At 64.9% G+C, this 15,137-nt stretch carries 14 protein-coding genes; 9 read left to right on the forward strand and 5 right to left on the reverse strand.

Features of this window, described 5'->3' with window-relative positions:
* The first annotated feature begins 439 nt into the window (after positions 1-439).
* Positions 440-655 carry a hypothetical protein gene (locus OOJ09_RS26270; RefSeq protein WP_269907985.1) on the forward strand — a complete coding sequence of 72 codons (216 nt, stop codon included), beginning with the start codon at positions 440-442 and terminating at the stop codon, positions 653-655.
* 97 nt (positions 656-752) lie between these two features.
* Complete coding sequence (locus tag OOJ09_RS26275) at positions 753-1,253, forward strand: MmcB family DNA repair protein (protein ID WP_269907986.1); 501 nt, start codon at positions 753-755, stop codon at positions 1,251-1,253.
* Between the two features lie 58 nt (positions 1,254-1,311).
* On the opposite strand, the gene nhaA is transcribed toward OOJ09_RS26275, so the two are convergent.
* The 5 genes from nhaA to OOJ09_RS26300 form a co-directional block, all read right to left on the reverse strand.
* Entirely contained in the window at positions 1,312-2,508 is a 1,197-nt protein-coding gene (nhaA, locus tag OOJ09_RS26280) for a Na+/H+ antiporter NhaA (protein ID WP_269907987.1), read from the reverse strand.
* A 278-nt stretch (positions 2,509-2,786) separates the two neighbouring features.
* Positions 2,787-3,350 (reverse strand): ActR/PrrA/RegA family redox response regulator transcription factor, encoded by a 564-nt coding sequence (locus tag OOJ09_RS26285; protein ID WP_111544836.1) that lies wholly within the window; start codon positions 3,348-3,350, stop codon positions 2,787-2,789.
* 86 nt (positions 3,351-3,436) lie between these two features.
* A complete protein-coding gene (locus OOJ09_RS26290; protein WP_269907988.1) occupies positions 3,437-4,768 on the reverse strand; it encodes an ActS/PrrB/RegB family redox-sensitive histidine kinase in 1,332 nt (443 codons plus the stop codon).
* Positions 4,769-4,794: 26 nt separating this feature from the next.
* The gene (gene hrpB, locus OOJ09_RS26295; RefSeq protein ID WP_269907989.1) at positions 4,795-7,374 is read right to left on the reverse strand and encodes an ATP-dependent helicase HrpB; all 2,580 of its coding nucleotides are present in this window, start codon (positions 7,372-7,374) and stop codon (positions 4,795-4,797) included.
* A gap of 95 nt (positions 7,375-7,469) precedes the next feature.
* Complete coding sequence (locus OOJ09_RS26300; protein WP_269907990.1) at positions 7,470-8,360, reverse strand: DMT family transporter; 891 nt, start codon at positions 8,358-8,360, stop codon at positions 7,470-7,472.
* Between the two features lie 28 nt (positions 8,361-8,388).
* Between OOJ09_RS26300 and OOJ09_RS26305 the strand changes: the two genes are divergently transcribed.
* The 7 genes from OOJ09_RS26305 to OOJ09_RS26335 all read left to right on the forward strand — a co-directional run bounded on the left by OOJ09_RS26305 (position 8,389) and on the right by OOJ09_RS26335 (position 15,095).
* Positions 8,389-9,078, forward strand: a complete 690-nt coding sequence (locus tag OOJ09_RS26305) for a PIG-L deacetylase family protein (protein WP_269907991.1) — start codon at positions 8,389-8,391, stop codon at positions 9,076-9,078.
* A 340-nt stretch (positions 9,079-9,418) separates the two neighbouring features.
* Positions 9,419-10,750 (forward strand): ABC transporter substrate-binding protein, encoded by a 1,332-nt coding sequence (locus tag OOJ09_RS26310; protein ID WP_091580678.1) that lies wholly within the window; start codon positions 9,419-9,421, stop codon positions 10,748-10,750.
* Positions 10,751-10,875: 125 nt separating this feature from the next.
* Positions 10,876-11,823, forward strand: a complete 948-nt coding sequence (locus OOJ09_RS26315) for a carbohydrate ABC transporter permease (RefSeq protein ID WP_269908070.1) — start codon at positions 10,876-10,878, stop codon at positions 11,821-11,823.
* Positions 11,820-12,770, forward strand: coding sequence for a carbohydrate ABC transporter permease (locus tag OOJ09_RS26320; protein ID WP_269907992.1), 951 nt, complete (start codon positions 11,820-11,822; stop codon positions 12,768-12,770). The genes OOJ09_RS26315 and OOJ09_RS26320 overlap by 4 nt, the downstream gene beginning before the upstream one ends.
* Positions 12,767-12,973 carry a hypothetical protein gene (locus OOJ09_RS26325; protein WP_269907993.1) on the forward strand — a complete coding sequence of 69 codons (207 nt, stop codon included), beginning with the start codon at positions 12,767-12,769 and terminating at the stop codon, positions 12,971-12,973. Before OOJ09_RS26320 ends, OOJ09_RS26325 begins: the two co-directional genes overlap by 4 nt.
* Before the next feature lie 3 nt (positions 12,974-12,976).
* The gene (locus tag OOJ09_RS26330; RefSeq protein ID WP_269907994.1) at positions 12,977-14,089 is read left to right on the forward strand and encodes an ABC transporter ATP-binding protein; all 1,113 of its coding nucleotides are present in this window, start codon (positions 12,977-12,979) and stop codon (positions 14,087-14,089) included.
* On the forward strand, positions 14,082-15,095 hold the full coding sequence (locus OOJ09_RS26335; RefSeq protein WP_269907995.1) for an ABC transporter ATP-binding protein: 1,014 nt from the start codon (positions 14,082-14,084) through the stop codon (positions 15,093-15,095). The genes OOJ09_RS26330 and OOJ09_RS26335 overlap by 8 nt, the downstream gene beginning before the upstream one ends.
* The last annotated feature ends 42 nt before the right edge of the window (positions 15,096-15,137 follow it).

Here is a 15,137-nt window from a genome sequence, read left to right on the forward strand (position 1 = left end):
TTGGACTGGCGGGGGCCGCGGCCGTGACCGCCGTCGCGCGCCCTGGTACCGCGTTGGCTGGCATCCCGAATACGGGACCCGGCATTCTCGATGAACTCGACAAGCCTTCCGACGACCTTTTCGAGCCGGATGGTCCCGATACCCAGAACGGCATCGAGCCCGTGCGCTGGCATCGCGGGAGGCGCCGCCGCGTGTGGAGACGGGTTTGCTATCGCTACAGGCGTCGTGGCCGCTGGCACCGGCGATGTGTCCGCAGGCCCGTCTGGGTTTACTTCTGACGAGAGCCGGTAAACGCGAAGGCCCCGGCATCCGCCGGGGCCTTTGTCGTCGATCAGGCGGAAGCAACGGCCAAGGGCGGGGCCACTGGACTCGCGGCATCATTTTGGGCTAGTCAGCCCTCCTCAGACCAAGTGCATCGCGCTGTAGCCGCGCGCAATCAATGATCATCGTGAAAAAGCCGTTGCGCGACGAAGAACTGTACTTCGTCTTCGCTGAAGAAAACTGCGTTGCGTTTTTCTACCTTCTCCGTTCATTGGGAGACAAGCAGGTCTGGGCGGTGAGTGGCAAACAGAAGCCGCTGGCCGCGAATACCGATGACTTTGCCAGCTATGACGACGCCTTGAACTTCATCATCGCCCATCTACCCAGACAGTAGTTGAAGGATGGCATCCGCGTTGGCGGGTTTGTCAAACATACAATCGCCTGCATAAAACAGGTTCAAACCGTGAACAAAATCTGGCATGGTGCCCGCCATGCCAATCATCTCGCCCATAGCCATCAACCCGCTCATCGACGGTCGCCAATCCGAACGCGCGATGCTGGTGCGGCGCGGCGTGCAGCGGCTGTTGAGGGAAATGGGCGCGCATGTGCTGCCCGAACTGTCGCTGGCCACCGGCCGCCGCGCCGACCTCGTGGCGCTGACCCGGCAGGGTGACATCTGGATCATCGAGATCAAATCGTCGATCGAGGATTTCCGGGTCGACCGCAAGTGGCCCGACTACCGGCTGCACTCCGACCGCTTCTTCTTCGCCACCCATCCCGGCGTGCCCGCGGAAATCTTTCCCCAGGAGTGCGGCTTCATCCTCTCCGACGGCTATGGCGCCGAGATCCTGCGCGATGCGCCCGAGCACCGCATGGCGGCGGCAACGCGCAAGGCGCTGATGCTGCGGATCGCGCGGGCCGGTGCGGCACGCCTGCTGGCGGCCGAACTGGCCGGCGTTTCGGTGCCGGCGCTTGAGGGTGAGAGCGAGTAACTTTGGCGAAGCTGGGTTCCTCGTCCCACGAGGTGGGGGAGAGGTGGCCAGGAGTTGCCTACCCCTCGCCCTCTTCCACCCCACCCGGCGCCGGCGCCAGCAAAAGCACGGCGGCGCCGAGGATGGCGGCGATGAAGGAGCCGGCGAGGATACCGACCTTGACCGCGTCCTGCAGCGCCACATCGCTGGCGAAGGCGAGCAGGCCGATGAACAGGCTCATGGTGAAGCCGATGCCGCACAGCAGCGAAATGCCGATCATGTGCGACCAGCCGGCATGGGCCGGCAGGTCGGCAAGGCCTAGCCTTATGGCAAGCGCGGAGGAGCCCAGCACGCCGACCAGCTTGCCGACCACGAGGCCGGCGGCGACACCCAGCGTCAACGGCTGGATCAGCGCGCCAAGGCTCAGGCCGGCCAGCGAAACGCCGGCATTGGCAAAACCGAAGATCGGGATGACGACGAAAGGCACTATCTTGTGCAGGCCATGCTCGAGCCGATGCAGCGGCGAATGGTCGAGATCATGGCCGACTCCGGCGGAGCGTTCGAGCGGAATGGTCAATGCCAGCGCCACGCCGGCAAGCGTCGCATGGACGCCCGATTTCAGCACCAGCACCCACAGGATGAGGCCGAGCACGAGATAGGGCACCAGCGTCATCACCCGCATGCGATTGAGCACGACGAGCACGGCAATGACGGCGAAGGCCGCGGCGAGATAGGCTGATGACAGGCCGCTGGTGTAGAATATGGCGATGATGATGACGGCGCCGAGGTCATCGATGATGGCGAGCGCGGTGAGGAAGACCTTCAGCGAGGCCGGCACGCGGCTGCCGAGCAGCGACAGCACGCCGAGCGCGAAAGCGATGTCGGTGGCGGTCGGAATCGCCCAGCCGGAGAGCGCCGCCGCATTGTCGCGGTTGACGGCGACATAGACGAGCGCCGGAACCAGCATGCCGCCGGCGGCGGCGATGCCGGGCAGCGCGCGCCTGGGCCAGGTCGAAAGCTGCCCGTCCAGCATCTCGCGCTTGATCTCCAGCCCGACGAGCAGGAAGAACACCGCCATCAGCCCGTCATTGACCCAGTGCGAGACGCTGAGCGGACCGAGATAGGCGTGGAGAACGGCGAAATAGGTTTGCGAGAGCGGCGAATTGGCGACGATCAGGGCAAGGGCAGCGGCCGCCATCAGGACGATGCCGCCAGCCGCCTCGCCATCGAGAAATTCGCGGAAGACGGAAACCGGCCGCTGCTTCAAGTCCCGCATGTCGCCTCCGTCATGCCGCCTATTTCGGCGGATTTCATTATCCAAGCGTTGGCGCCGCCCCTCACGGGGAGAGGGGCGCTGTCATCGCCGGCTTCGCCAATCACCGTCGTTGCAAGTAGGGCGCCAGCGTTGCGGCCAGCCCCTTCTCCCCGTCACTATACGGGGAGAAGTGCCCGGCAGGGCGATGAGGGGCGGCGCCGGCTTCGGCGACTGGTGGTCTCCCGCCAAGGTGGAAATGGTCATCGGTGTGAAGCAATTGCCCCGCGTGTTTGGCGATCCTAACGCGGCGCGCGCTTGGCCAGGATCCGCTGCAAGGTGCGGCGATGCATGTTGAGCCGGCGCGCGGTCTCGGAGACATTGCGCTCGCACATCTCATAGACACGTTGGATATGCTCCCAGCGGACGCGGTCGGCCGACATCGGGTTTTCTGGCGGCGCCGCGCGCTCGCCGGCGGTGCGGGTCAGTGCCGCAAAGATGTCGTCGGCGTCGGCCGGCTTCGACAGATAGTCTACGGCGCCAAGCTTCACCGCCGTCACCGCCGTGGCGATGTTGCCATAGCCGGTCAGGATGATGGTGCGGGAATCGTCGCGCTTCTCGCGGATGGCCGCGACGACGTCGAGGCCGTTGCCGTCACCGAGACGCATGTCGACCACGGCATAGGCGGGCGGATTGGCGCGCGCCTTGGCGACCGCTTCCTCGACACTCTCGGCGGTCTCGACCACGAAGCCCCTGGTTTCCATGGCGCGAGCCAGACGCGTAAGGAACGGCTTGTCGTCATCGACGATGAGCAGCGAGGTGTCCTCGCCTTCAACCATTGCGCCAATATTTTCGTCGCCTGTCATAGTCTCAAAATTCCTGCTGCCTCAATTTTACGCAGATATAGTTCCTGAGCCCCATTGTCCAATTCTTAGAGCCCCCCGAAGGGCTCTCAGGCGGTGTCGAACATACTGGCCGAGGTGACTTCCGGATTGAGGAACACGCTGCGCGGCCATGATATCTGTACCACAGCGCCCTCGCCCAGGCCGCTCGAATTGCGAAAATCGAGCGTCGCCCCCGAGCGTTCGAGCAGCGTCTTGGCGATGAACAGCCCCAGCCCCAGGCCGCCGCCGGCTTCGTTGCCCTGCCGCGTCGACATGTAGGGTTCGCCGATACGGTCGATGATCTCGGCCGGGAACCCGGGCCCATCATCGATGATCGAGAAGGTGACGGTGGCCTCGTCCCAGCTCCAGCTCACGGTGACGCTCTTGCGGGCAAAATCGACGGCGTTCTCGACCAGGTTGCCGAGACCATAGATGACGCCCGGATTGCGGCGTCCGACCGGTTCGGGGCCTATGCGTTCGCCGGGCCGAAGCTTGATCGAGATGCCGAAGTCGCGATGCGGGGCGGTGACCTCCTCTACCAAAGAGGTCAGCGGCAGCCGGGAAAGATGCGCCTCGCCCTCGGACGACAGGCTGGTCAGGCGCTTGAGGATTTCGCGGCAGCGCTCGCTCTGCGAGCGAAGCAGCTTCACGTCTTCCCCGTATTTCGGATCGTTGCCGAGCGCCTTTTCCATCTCCTTGACAACAAGCGTGATGGTGGCAAGCGGCGTGCCGAGCTCGTGCGCGGCCGCCGCGGCCAGCCCGTCGAGCGCAGAAAGGTGCTGCTCGCGCTGCAGCACCAGTTCGGTGGCGGCAAGCGCGTTGGCCAGAAGCCGCGCTTCGGCGGCCACCCGGAAGGCGTACATGGCGGTGAAGGCGATCGAGGACAGCACCGCCATCCACATGCCCGCGACATAGATGAAGGGCATCGCCAGCGGCGCGCCTTCATACCAGGGCAACGGCAGATGGATGAAAACCAGGAAGGTCGCCGCCGACATCACCAGCCCGCCGAGGATGGCGGTCAGACGCAGCGGCAGCGATGTCGCCGAAATGACCACAGGCACGGTCATCAACAGCGAGAACGGATTGGTGAGGCCGCCGGTCATGTAGAGCAGGCCGGCAAGCTGCAGGCTGTCGAAGACGAGGATGCCGAAGGCCGCGAGCGGGGTGAGCCGGTGCGCGGCCGGAAACCGGAAAGCCAGAAACAGGTTCATCCAGGCCGAACAGGCGATCAAGGCAAAGCAGAGGCTGACCGGCAGCGGGAATTTCAGGCCATAGGCGACGACGAGCACGGTCAGGCTCTGGCCGACGATGGCAAGCCAGCGCAGCCGGATCAGCGTGTTGAGGCGCAGTCTCTGGCTCTGCTGGAAATCGGGCGAACGCAAAACGTTGATCATGGCCATGGATTACAGCCCTGGGACGGCAAGCGCTAGGTGCCCCGCGGCTTGGCGCGGCTGGTGGCGGCGGCGAGCAACGGGTTTTCCGGCCAGACATGCCGGGGGTAGCGGCCGCGCATGTCGGCGCGCACATCGGCCCAGGAGCCGCGCCAGAAACCGGGCAGGTCGCGTGTCGTCTGGATCGGCCGGTGCGCCGGCGACAGGAGTTCGAGCGTCAGCGGCACGGTGCCATTGGCGATCGAAGGATGGCTATCGAGACCGAACAGCTCCTGCACGCGAACCGCCAGCACGGGCCATTCGCCTTCATAACGGATCGGCACATGGCTGCCCGACGGGACATCGAAATGGGTGGGCGCCAGCGTGTCGATCCTGCGCTGCAAGTCGTGCGGCACGAGCGCGGCGAGCCCCGCCGAGACAATGCCCGGATCGATGGCGGCAAAGGATGCCGTGCCGGACAGGAACGGCAGCAGCCAGTCGTCAAGGCGATCGAGCAGGGCTGCATCCGCCATATCGGGCCAGGGCGCGCCAAGACCGCGATGCAACCAGGACAATCGCTGGCGCAGCGTCTGCGCCTCCTTGCTCCAGGTCAAAAGCGAAAGCCCATGCTCGCGCAAGGCGTCGAGAATGGCACGATCGGCGTCTGCGCCGGTTGGTGGCGGCAGCGTCCGCTCGGCGAGCGCAATGGCTCCGAGGCGCACCGTTTCGCGCACGCGCACGGCGCGGCGGTCGCGGTCGAAGCTCGTTTGCCTGCGGGTCTCGATCCTGTCCGCCAGCGTGGCGCGGATATCGTCCTCGCTGATTACCGCGGCTGCCGTGATACGGGCATTCTGCGCCTTGCCCTGCAAATCGGCGACGACCAGAAACGGCTCGCCCGCCAACGGGTCGGCGGCGTCGAGCATGGCGCCGGAACCGTTGGCCAGCACGAAGCGGCCACGCTCGCCACGTGCCTTGGCGAGACGGTCCGGCCAGGCGTGGATCAGCAGGGCGCCGGCACCCTCCCCCTTGTGGGGAGGGTCGGCGAGCGAGCCTTGCACAGCAAGGCGAGGGAGACGGGGTGGGGGTGCCGCGCTCAGCCTGCCCCCACCCCGCTCCGCTTCGCGGATCGACCCTCCCCACAAGGGGGAGGGTGAAGAAGAGGCTGCCTGCCTCGCCAGGCGCTCGGCGAGCTGCCGCGCGGCGGTCGCCCGCGGCGATCGTTCAGACCGAAACCGCATCAGCCGCCGCTCGAGATCGGCACCTTCGCCGCCAAGCCCACGCTCGGTGAGCAGCACGGCAAGCATGGCCGCCTCGTCGGCATGGCCGCTCCGGGCTGCCTCGGCAACCATATGCGCCAGCCGCACGGGCAAAGCGAGTTTGCGCATCGCCATGCCCGCTTCCGTCAGGCGTCCTGCTTTGTCGACGGCATCCAGCGCGCGCAGCAGCGTCCTTGCCTCGTTCAGCGCCGGAGCTGGCGGCGGATCGAGGAAGGCGAGCGTTGTCGGATCGGCGACGCCGAAGGCGGCGCAGTCGAGCAGCAGGCCGGAGAGGTCCGCCTCGAGGATCTCCGGCGGCGTGAAGGCGGGGAGTGCAGCCGTCTGCTCGGCGCGCCACAGCCGGATGGCGACGCCAGCCTGCGTGCGCCCGGCACGGCCGGCGCGCTGGTCGGCCGACGCCTTGCTGACGCGCACGGTTTCCAGCCGGGTGAGGCCGCTGGCCGGCTCGTAGCGCGGCAGCCGCGACAGGCCGGAATCGATGACGACGCGCACGCCGTCGATGGTGATCGACGTCTCGGCGATCGAGGTGGCCAGCACCACCTTGCGGCGACCCGTCGGCGCCGGCTTGATCGCCGCGTCCTGCGCCTTGCCGTCGAGCATGCCGTAGAGCGGCACGATGTCGGTGCCGGCCCCGACCTTGCCCGCCAGCCGCTCTGCGGTGCGCTCGATCTCGCGCTGGCCGGGCAGGAACGCGAGCACGCTGCCGCGCTCGTCGACGAGCGCCGAGCGGATCGCCTTGGCCATGGCGTCCTCTATGGTGGCGCCGGCAGGCCGTTCGTCGTAGCGGACATCGACAGGGAAGGCGCGGCCCTCGCTCTCGATCACCGGCGCGCCCGACAGCAGTTTCGCGACACGCGCGCCGTCAAGCGTCGCCGACATCACCAAAAGCCGCAGATCCGGCCGCAGCGCCCCCTGCACGTCGAGCGCCAAAGCGAGGCCGAAATCGCCATCGAGCGAACGCTCGTGGAATTCGTCGAAGATCACCGCCGAGACGCCGGGCAGTTCGGGATCATCGAGGATCATGCGCGCCAGCACGCCTTCGGTGACGACGAGAATTCTTGTCCGGGCCGAGGTGCGGTTTTCCATGCGCATGGCGTAGCCGACGGTGGCGCCGGGTTCCTCGCCGATAAGTTCGGCCATGCGGCGGGCGGCGGCGCGGGCGGCGAGCCGGCGCGGTTCGAGCAGAACGATCTTGCCGACACCCAGCCACGGCGCGTCGAGCAGCGCCAGCGGCACCAGCGTCGTCTTGCCGGCGCCCGGCGGCGCCACCAGCACGGCGCTGTTGCCACGGCCAAGCGCTTCACTCAGCGCCGGCAGCACGGCGGATACCGGAAGCTCCGGCAAGGGGTTTGTCGTCATCGGTCCAGGAATGCGTTCATCCAATCGCGGCAGGCCCGCCTCGCCCGCATATCAGCGGTCGCGGTGGCCGTGCAACTCATGGGATCGTGGCCAGTTCAAAGCCGGGTCCGGGAAAACGGATTCCAGCGCACCGTGCCCAGCCGCGCTTCCTCGCGCACCATGGTCAGCAGGCCGGAGCCGCCAACGACCGCGAGACCGACCAGGGACAGCCAGTCAGGATACTCCCGGAAGAACAGCGCACCGAGGATCACCGCCCAGACGATCTGCGAGTAGTGCGTCGGCGCGACCCGGTTGGCGGGCGCGTATTTGACGGCCAGCAACTGCAGCAATTGTCCACAGGCGGTGAAGGCGCCTGCCATCACCAGCCACATAAGCTGTTTTCCGTCGGGAACCGTGAAGGACGTGGCGGCGGCACCGATGCCGTTGAACAGCAGCCCATAGCCGATCAGCACGCCCAGCATGGTCGTGCGCTTTTCCTGCTGCGCCAGCGAGCGCATCAGGATGACGCTGGTGGCGGCGAGGAAGGCAACGCCGAAGGCGGCAAGGTGGCCGAGATTAAGCTCGCGAAAGCCCGGGCGCACCACCAGCATGACGCCGGCGAAGCCGGCGACCACCGCCAGCCATCGCCATGGGCCGACCTTCTCCTTGAGGATGACCGTGGAGAGGATGGTGACGCAGAGCGGCGCCAGGAACACCAGCGCATAGACCTCCGCCAGCGGAATGGTGGTGAAGGCGTAGACGCTGAGCACGCCGGAGGCGATGCCCGCCCAGGCGCGGGCCTGCACCGCCCAGGGACGGCTGGTGCGCCAGAAATCACGCCAGCGCTCGTGCGCCGGCCGCGCGAAGAAGAGAAAACAGCCGGCAAACAAGGTCGAGAAGAAGCCGATCTCGAAGACCGTGAATTGTCCCCCCAGGCTTTTGACAACGGCATCGCTGCCCGAATAGCTTGCGTAGGCGATCAGGGCGAGCAGGATTCCGTTCGGCACGTTTTTCCATTTCCGGGGAGAGAGTAGCGTGAAAATACTGGCTCTCGGCGCGCATCCGGACGACATCGAGATCTTCATGTTCGGTACGATGGCCGCCTATGCCGCGCAAGGCGCAGAGCTCACTTTTGCCATAGCCACGGATGGCGCCAAGGGCGGCAAGGGTGATCCCGGCGCGCTTGCCCGGGCGCGCCGGCGGGAGGCGGCCCAGGCAGCGACCCTGCTTGGTGCCGTGCCACGCTTCCTCGACTTCCCGGACGGCGCGCTGGTGGCCGACGCGGCACTCATCGCGGCGCTGAAGACGCTGATCGGCGAGATCGGCCCGGATCTCGCGATCACGCACGCGCCGAACGACTATCACGGCGACCACCGCGCGCTGTCGGATGGCGTGCGCATCGCCGCCTCGTTCGCCGTCCCGGTGCTGCATGCCGACACGCTCGGCGGCACCGGTTTTTCGCCGACGCACTATGTCGATATTTCCGCGCATGCCGCCGTCAAGGCCAAGGCGATCCGCATGCATCAGTCGCAGGACCCGGAGCGCTTCGTCGACGCGGCGCGGACGCAGAACGCCTTTCGTTCCGGCCAGTGCAACGGCGCGCAAGACGCGCTGGCCGAAGCGTTCCGCTTCGAACCGACGTTCCCCTTCGCCGACATCCGCGCCCTGCTGCCGCCGGCGCCGCCGATCCGGACGGTGATGGTCAGCACCGGACGGGTCGACTGAGCAATCCCAGGAAAAGTGTGAAACGGTTTTCCGTCCGGAATTGCGTCAGGACAGAAAGCCAAACGACCTTCAGGTCTGCTCGGGATCAGCCTGGCATGCTCTCCTGTTCCACAGGAAACCGCCCAGCGATCCGAACTTTTCCCAACGTTTTCAGACACCGGCGCCGGCATGCTGCGACGCAGCAACGAATTCGCTTGCCTTGTTTAGTAAAAATTGCATCACTAAACAAATTACTAAACATCCGCCGCGCTCCGGCGCCGCCATGTTTAGGCCCCTGAGGAGAGGGGTTGAGGGCTCTTGAAACCGTCATCCGGACGCGTTTCGCAAATGGGAGGAAGGCATGAAATCGAGCTTGAAAATGGCGTTGGGTCTGGCCTCGGCGATGGTTGCGTCGACAGCGGTCTCGAACGTCGCGCACGCTGAAGACCTGACGCTGTGCTGGGCCGCCTGGGACCCGGCCAACGCGCTTGTCGAACTGTCCAAGGACTTCACCAAGGAAACCGGCATCGGCATGAAATTCGAATTCGTGCCGTGGACCAACTATGCCGATCGTTTCCTCAACGAGCTGAACTCGCATGGCAAGCTGTGCGACCTGATCATCGGCGACAGCCAGTGGATCGGCGGCGCGGCCGAGAACGGCCACTATGTCAAGCTGAACGACTTCTTCGACAAGGAGAAGATCAGCATGGACGACTTCGTGCCGGCAACGGTCGTTGGCTATTCGGAATGGCCGAAGAACACGCCGAACTACTGGGCGCTGCCGGCGATGGGCGACGTCGTCGGCTGGACCTATCGCAAGGACTGGTTCTCCAAGCCGGAGCTGCAGAAGGAATTCAAGGAGAAATACGGCTGGGATCTCGGCCCGCCGGCAACCTTCGACCAGTTGAAGCAGATCGCCGAATTCTTCCAGAAGCGGCAGATCGACGGCAAGACCGTCTATGGCGCCTCGATCTATACCGAGCGCGGCTCGGAAGGCATCACCATGGGCGCCATGGACGTGCTCTACAGCTACGGCTTCCAGTACGAGAACCCCAAGAAGCCCTACGAGATGGAAGGCTACGTCAACTCCGACAAGTCGGTGAAGGGCCTCGAGTTCTACAAGGCGCTCTATGATTGCTGCACCCCGCCGGGCGCCTCGAACAGCTACATGGGCGAAGGCGTCGATGCCTTCAAATCCGGCCAGGTGGCGATGCACATGAACTTCGCCTTCACGTGGCCGGGCCTGCAGAAGGACGAGAATGTCGGCGGCGACAAGATCGGTTACTTCGTCAACCCCAAGGGGCCTGACGGCGACCAGTTCGCCCAGCTCGGCGGCCAGGGTATCTCGGTGGTGTCCTATTCCGACAAGCAGGAATCGGCGCTGAAATACATCAAGTGGTTCGCCAACAAGGACGTCCAGGCCAAGTGGTGGTCGCTCGGCGGGTATTCCTGCCTCAACGCGGTGGTGAAGGACCCGAAGTTCCCGGCAAGCCAGCCCTACGCGCAGACCTTCCTCGACTCGATGGCCATCGTGAAGGACTTCTGGGCCGAACCGAGCTACGCGCCGCTGCTGCAGGCCTCGCAGAAGCGCTTCCATGACTATGTCGTCGCCGGCCAGGGTTCGGCCAAGGATGCGCTCGACGGCCTGGTCAAGGACTGGACCCAGGTCTTCCAGGACGATGGCAAGATGTAACCGGGGCAAGATGTAACCGGCTCCTCCCGAGCTTGGCCGAAGCGTCCCGTGCCGCCCTTGGCACGGGACGCAGTTCAGATAAATTCATGACAGAGACGACCCAAGTGACCGAAGCAGGACTGACCATGCTCAATCGGACCGCGGAGAACGTTGCCCGGGCGACCCCGGAGCCGTTGGCCCGCAAGGTCCGGGGCATCAGCGACAAGGGCCTCGCCTGGCTGTTCATCTCGCCGACGATCCTGTTGCTGCTCGCCATCAACATCTTTCCGCTGTTCTGGGCGATCTATCTGTCGTTCACCAACTACCGCGCCAACCGGCCCAACGAGGTGGTGAAGAATCTCGGCTTCGCCAATTATCAGCGCATCCTCGGCGACCAGGACATCTGGATCGCCATGCAGACGACGGCGCATTTCGTGTTCTGGACCATCCTCTTGCAGACGCTGATCGGCTTTACGCTGGCCTGGCTGATCGACAGGAAATTCCGTAGCCATGCCTTCTGGACGACGCTGATCCTGGTGCCGATGATGCTGTCGCCGGCGGTGGTCGGCAATTTCTGGCGTTTCCTTTACGAACCGCAGATCGGCCTGTTCGCCTATGCCATCTCCTTCGTGTCAGGCATTCCGCCGACGAACATCCAGATGCTCTCCAACGTCTCGCTGGCGCCGTGGTCGATCATCATCGTCGACACCTGGATGTGGACGCCTTACGTGATGCTGATCTGCCTCGCGGGCTTACGCTCGATCCCCGAATACATCTACGAGGCGGCCGAGGTCGACCGCGCCTCCAACTGGCGGCAGTTCTGGTCGATCACCCTGCCGATGGCGCTGCCCTTCATCATGCTGGCGGTGCTGTTTCGCGGCATAGAGAATTTCAAGATGTTCGACATGGTCAATCTGTTGACCGGCGGTGGGCCGGGCTCGACCACCGAGGTCGCCTCGATCACGCTGAAGCGGCAGGCTTTCGAGAGCTGGCGCACCGGCTATTCCTCGGCCTTCGCCATCATCCTGTTCGTCGCCGTGTTTGGGCTGGCCAACATCTACGTCAAGGCGCTCAACAAGGTGAAGCAGAGATGAGCCTGACCACTGCCCACTCGGTCGTCGCCCCCTCGGGCGCCTCGAAGCGGATCGCCGGCGCGATCATCATCGCCTATGCGCTGATCTCGATCGTGCCGCTGCTGTGGATCTTCGCCACCAGCTTCAAGACGCCGCCGGACTCGATCGCCTATCCGCCCAAGATCCTGTTCCAGCCGAGCCTCGAAGGCTACTGCAATTTGTTCACGACGCGGACGCGGCAGACGCCGGAATACATCAACTCGCTAGGCCCGGCGACGAGCTTCTGCGACGAGACCACGCGCAAGCGCAACATGGTCATCGCCGGCCCGTCCAACTTCGTGCCGCGCTTCGTCAATTCGCTGATCATCGCCTTCGGCTCGACCTTCTGCGCCGTCTTCCTCGGTACGCTGTCGGCCTACGGCTTCTCGCGCTTCAAGGTGCCGCTGGCCGACGACCTTCTGTTCTTCATCCTGTCGACGCGCATGATGCCGCCGATCGCCGTCGCCATTCCGATCTACCTGATGTACCGCGAGCTCGGCCTGTCCGACACCGCGCTTGGCATGATCCTGCTCTACACGGCGGTCAATGTCTCGCTCGCGGTCTGGCTGCTCAAAGGCTTCATCGACGAGATCCCGCGCGAATATGAGGAAGCGGCGATGATCGACGGCTATACGCGACTGCAGGCCTTCTGGCGCACCGTGCTGCCGCAGGCGACGACCGGCATTGCCGCGACCGCCATCTTCTGCCTGATCTTCGCCTGGAACGAATATGCCTTCGCCGCCCTTTTGACCTCCGGCACGGCGCAGACCGCGCCACCGTTCATCCCGACCATCATCGGCGAAGGCGGCCAGGACTGGCCTGCCGTGGCTGCCGGAACGACGATCTTCCTGGTGCCGATCCTGGTCTTCACCATCCTGCTTCGCAAGCAGCTGCTGCGCGGCATCACCTTCGGCGCGGTGCGCAAATGAGCATGACCAATCCCGCAAAACGCAAATCGCGCTGGCCGGTCTGGGCCCGGCGCGGCCTGATGGAAAACATCGCCACGGCGCTGATCGCCATCGGCTTCCTGATGCTGTTCCAGCCCTTCGCGCTGTCGCTCTACACCTATTCCTTCATCACCATGCTCGCCGGCACCGTGATGTTCATCATCGTCTCGAAATTTCCGGAGTAGGTGATGGCCGAGATCCGCGTTCAGCATCTGAGAAAGGCCTTCGGCGATTTCGTAGCCGTGCAGGATTCCAACTTCGTCGTCGAGGATGGCGAGTTCTTCGTCATGCTCGGGCCGTCGGGCTGCGGCAAGACGACGACGCTGCGCATGATCGCCGGGCTCGAGCTGCCGACCGGCGGCGAGATCCTGCTCGGCGGCGAGGACGTTACCATGCGCCGCGCCCGCGAGCGCGACATCGCTTTCGTCTTCCAGCTGTTCGCGCTCTATCCGCACATGAACGTGCGCAAGAACATCGGCTTCCCCTTGCTGGCGCAAGGCATGCCTTCGGCCGAGATCCGCACCCGGGTCGAGGAGACGGCGAAGCTGTTGCGCATCGACCATCTGCTCAACAAATCCGTCTCCGGCCTTGCCGGCGGCGACCGCCAGCGGGTGGCGCTCGGCCGCGCCATCGTGCGGCGGCCAAAATGCTTCCTGATGGATGAACCGCTGGGGACCCTTGATACCGAATTCCGCGATTTGATGGTCCATGAGTTGCGCGAGTTGCACAACCGCATCCACGCCACCACCGTCTATGTCACGCATGACCAGATGGAAGCGATGTCGATGGCCGACAAGATCGCGGTGATGAACCATGGCGTCATCGAACAGTTCGGCACACCGCGCGAGATCTACGATCGTCCGGCAACCATGTTCGTCGCCGACTTCATCGGCTCGCCGCCGATGAATTTCCTGAGATTTGGCGGCGGATTGGCAAAGGGCGCCAGGGAAATCGTCGTCCAGGGCGCGAAAGTCGCGGTGCCGGAGGTGCGCGAGGATATCGCACCCGGCGACATGGCGCTCGGCATAAGGCCGGAACACATCCGCTTCGACGATGCCTCCAAGCTGCGCGGCGCCATCTACGGCACCGAATATCTCGGCACCACCCAGATCGTCGCGGTGGAGACTGCGGACGGCATCATCAAGGCACGCGTGCCGGCCGAGATCCGCCTCGCCACCGGCGATCACGTCGGCCTGGCGCTGAGCAGCGCGCGCCTGTCGCTGTTCGAAAAGGGGTCCGGCCGCGCGGTGAGGACCGCGATCCACGATGTGGCATCGGAGCGGAGAGCACAGCATGGCTGACGTGCACATCAGAAACGTGACCAAGAGTTTCGGCGACCATGTCGCCGTCAACGATCTCGACCTGCATATCGCCGACGGTGAATTCGTCGTGCTGCTTGGGCCGACCGGGGCGGGCAAGACGACGACGCTGCGGCTGATCGCCGGACTGGAGCGGCCGGATGCCGGCACGATTCGCATTGGCGGCCACGATGCCACGACGCTGTCGCCCGCCGAGCGCGACACCGCTTTCGTGTTCCAGCAATATTCGCTCTATCCGCATCTGTCGGTGTTCGACAATCTTGCCTTCCCGCTGCGCTCGCCGGCGCGGAAGATGCCGGAAGACCAGATTCGCCGCCGGGTCGAGGATGTGGCCAGGATGGTGCGCATCCATCACAAGCTCGCCAACCGCTCGACCAAACTTTCCGGTGGCGAAATGCAGCGCGTCGCCATCGGCCGCGCGCTGGTGCGCAAGCCGGCCATCTATCTGATGGACGAGCCGCTGTCGTCGCTCGATGCCAAGCTGCGCGCTGATCTGCGGCTCGAACTGAAGCGCATCCAGTCCGAACTCGGCGCCACCATGCTCTATGTCACGCACGACCAGATCGAGGCGATGACCATGGCCGATCGCATCGGCATCCTCGCCGATGGCGTGCTGGTGCAGATCGGCACGCCGCGGACGATCTATTCCGAGCCGGCAAACCTGCATGTCGCGGCGAGACTCGGCCAGCCGGCGATCAATCTGCTGCCGGCCGGTCTGCTTCCTGACGGCGGCGCGCCGGCAGGAACGAAGACAATCGGCGCGCGCACAGAACATCTGTCGATCGACAAGGCGATGAACGGCCATGCCGACGGCGTTGTCGACTGGGTCGAGCATCTCGGCGACCAGAACCACCTGCATGTGACGGTGGGTTCCAAGAAGCTGGTGACGCTGACCGATCCCGACACGGATCTGGAACAGGGTGACAGAGTGATGATCCGCTACCGGTCGCCGCTCTATTTTGGCGCCGACGGACAACGGCTGATGTGAATGGTTTTCGGTGTTTCCCTGCCAAGGGTCAACGCCGGCTCT

The organism is Mesorhizobium qingshengii, assembly GCF_027563465.1.
Lineage (GTDB): Bacteria > Pseudomonadota > Alphaproteobacteria > Rhizobiales > Rhizobiaceae > Mesorhizobium > Mesorhizobium qingshengii_A.